This window comes from Ruegeria sp. YKSF131 (assembly GCF_059612645.1).
Genome location: NZ_JBXWQZ010000122.1, coordinates 1 through 3,208 on the forward strand (window position 1 = coordinate 1; position 3,208 = coordinate 3,208).

The 3,208-nt window shown below is 59.4% G+C and carries 2 protein-coding genes and 1 pseudogene; all 3 read right to left on the reverse strand.

Annotated elements, in window-relative coordinates; genetic code table 11:
• Window positions 1-540, reverse strand: a pseudogene (locus AC2FLZ_RS21825) (glycosyltransferase family 1 protein); the annotation flags it as partial.
• Window positions 540-1,787, reverse strand: a complete 1,248-nt coding sequence (locus tag AC2FLZ_RS21830; RefSeq protein ID WP_496882780.1) for a glycosyltransferase family 4 protein — start codon at window positions 1,785-1,787, stop codon at window positions 540-542. The gene AC2FLZ_RS21830 and the pseudogene AC2FLZ_RS21825, both read right to left, overlap by 1 nt.
• Window positions 1,784-2,998: a glycosyltransferase family protein gene (locus AC2FLZ_RS21835; RefSeq protein ID WP_480473823.1), complete on the reverse strand. Its 1,215-nt coding sequence runs from the start codon at window positions 2,996-2,998 to the stop codon at window positions 1,784-1,786. The genes AC2FLZ_RS21830 and AC2FLZ_RS21835 overlap by 4 nt, the downstream gene beginning before the upstream one ends.
• Window positions 2,999-3,208: the final 210 nt, after the last annotated feature.

The window sequence follows — 3,208 nt, forward strand, 5'->3', positions numbered from 1 at the left end:
GTCCCCGGTCGTAGCCACAGGCAACCCGGTTTCAGGCAGAAATGGCGGCAATTCAACCAGTGCCTGCTTGCCAAAACGGTCCCGTTCCAACGTAATCAGGTCATTGGCTGTGTGGTAGAATATGATATCCGCTGCATCACACGCCTGATGCGCCGCTTGGGCAAAATCGGCCCACGGCCCGTTCAGCCTGCTTGATGCGCGCGTGCTTTCCAGTTGCACATATGGGATGCCGCGCGCCTGGCAGACCTTGGGGCCCAGCAAGTCGGGTGCTTTGTAGTAATTGTGATAAGTCACCCACAGATCTGTATCAAAGGGCAATTCGGCGCTCAGCCGCTGCGCTTCAATCTCAGCCGCGCGAACAAGGGTTCGCTGTAGGTCCCGGTCTCCGATCTTGTCGTAGATGCGCAGGTCCGAGGCCAGTTCGATCTTATCCCCTTGCGCCGCCAAGCCGAGCATAAGGTTTCGCGCCATTTCGCGGTCGCCCGAGGGTATCTGGCTGCCGGGGGATTTCATTGGCGCATAAAACGCGACCCGCGCCATTACGCGTCTTCCATGCTCAGGGTTTTCAGCCGTGCCGACAGCCGTAAAATACCGGGTTCCATTCGAAAATCTGCAATCAGGCGGTCATAGGCTGCACGCGCCATAGATGCTGCCGTTTCCGGATCAGCGGCCAAAGCTGAAATGGCCGAAGCCAATGCAGCCGGGTCGTCATCAGACAGCACGCCATGCGTTCCGGATTGGATGAATTCCGGGATGGCCGAAACCGGTGTCGACAGAATTGGCAACTGCTGCGATGCGGCCTCCATCAACACGTTCGGCAATCCATCCCGGTCCCCGTCCGCAGCAACACGGCTGGGCAAAACAAACAGGTCGGCCTTGCGCATGGCTTCGATCACCTCGGGCTGATCGCAGGCCCCCCTCCAGGTGATGCGGTCCACGATACCAGCAGCGCGCACCTGTTTGTGTAGTGAGTCCCCAAGACCCCCGCCGCCAATGTGGGTCCAATGCCAGTCCAGGTTTTCCGGCAGCAGCGTGAAGGCCGCAATAAGGCGGTCAAAGCCCTTCTTTTCAACCAGCCGCCCAACGGAAATCATGTGAAACGGATCGCCAGCGGCGCGTATCCTGCGCTTTGGCGGTTCGGGGAAGCGCGACAGGTCCAGGCCATGATAGATAAGGTCCACGCGGTTGGGGTCATCAGCGAGGCTGCGCAGGTGTTCCGCGCCGATTGCCGTGCAGGTGGCTCCGAAAGCGGCCCCATATGTTGCAGCCTGCAGCTTTTCACGCTTTTCCCAGTCCGGTGAGGTCCAGATATCCTTGGCATGGGCGGAAAAGCTCCATGGCAGACCGCGCATGATGGCCGCATATCGGGCGACGGACGAGGGGGTGTGCATGAAATGGACATAGAGCCCCTGCGTCTGGGCGGGTAACTCGGCGGCCAGAACACATGCTTGCCCAAACCGGCGGATGCGGTTCGGCGTGGGATCGCGGCGCAGGTCGTGCCGCCAGATCTTGTAGGCCTCGGCATAGCCGGGCAGGTCTTGGGCGGCAGTGCGGGCCGCCCACACCCGCTGTGGCTCCTCATGCAGGTATTCCGGCAGATAGCGAACCTGCCCCAAGAATCGATCGTGCAAAGGGTGACGTTTGGTGTCGGTCGGACGGCGCAGAGACCAGATGTCAAATCGGTGCCCGGCTTCCTGCAAGGCAACAAGTTCCTGAGCGATAAATGTTTCGGACAGTCGCGGCCAGCCTTTGACCACAACCGCCAGATTGGGAGAGGCCGAGTTCATCCAGTGGCTCGTTTCTGTTCCCGTGTCAGCAGGCTGTCAATGCGGTCGGTGACATAGTCCAAACCGTCCAGCAATCCACTTTGGATGGCATGCGACGGCACAGATTGGTGCGGCAGATTGCGGATGGCACGGATCATTGCGTCGGGTGTCAGGCTGTCGCGTCGTTCGTCCAGCATCTTGACCAGCCCCAGCTCTTCCGCGCGTGAGGCCCTTATCCATTGTTCCAGACGAGGTGTGGTGCGTGGAACAATGACGGCCCGTTTGTCGAAGGACAAAACCTCGCAAAACGTGTTGTATCCACCCATGCAGACCACGCCTTCGGCCCCTGCAAACAGCGTTTCGATCTGCGATTCAAATCCAACCGCAGTTACGCGACCATTCAATGCGGCAACCCGTGCTTCGAAATCGTTGCGCAATTCACCCGACAGGAATGGGCCATAGACCAACACGGCACGCGGCGACAGGTCTGGGTCTTTCTCGTAGGCGGACAGCACAAGGTTGACCAGCGCCTTACCATCGCCACCGCCGCCGGGTGTGATCAGGATATAAGGTTGCTGAGGCGGTTCCCCGACCGGGCCGAGATCGCGGCGCAGATATCCCGTCCAGTGAATACGCGATCGCGCTGACGCGCTCAGCCGCAATCCTTGCGTCGGATCGTAGATCGACTGTGATCCGTAAACCCAGATCTCATGATAGAACCGCTCGGTCGCTTCGATGGCTTCTTTGCGTGCCCATTCGGCGGCCAGCACTTCGGGTTCGTCCAGCACATCACGCAGGCCCAGAACCAGTTTCGTACCGCAATGGCGTTCGAGATATTTCAGTGTTGGCAACAGCTCACCCCGGAACCCTGTCGGTTCCTTGTCGACCACCAACACGTCTGGGTCGAACTGCTGAACCGCGGTCTGGATCAATCCCGCACGCAATTCGGTTACTTCGTCGATCCCCATTCCGATTGTGCGCGCAGCATACGAGCCGTCCGCACGCTTGGTCACACCGGGCAGGCGCACATGGTCAACCCGGCGCGGAAAAGTGAAACGGCCTGCCACGGGTGAACCCGTCAGGATCAGCGCCGAGGCGCTTGGGTCCGCCTGCGTGATTGCCGCAGCCAAGGCGCGGGACCGGCGCAAATGCCCCAGACCGAAAGTGTCATGGCTGTAAAACAGGATACGCGGCGCGCGGTCCGGTTTAGAATTGGTTGTGCCAAGGCTCATAGTGTTGCCCGTCTTCTTGATCCCAGAGCGAAATCCGCGCGTTCGCTAGCGTTACCGTATATTTCAATGCCACGCTTGCCAAAGGCGGATTTGCGCATTTGCAAATGTTTCAAGCATTGCGATTTGGCAACAGCGTTTTGACAACTTCGCGGCATATCGCACCACAGCTAGAGAAGATCGCATAAGGATCCCGATGAAGGCAATCGGGTC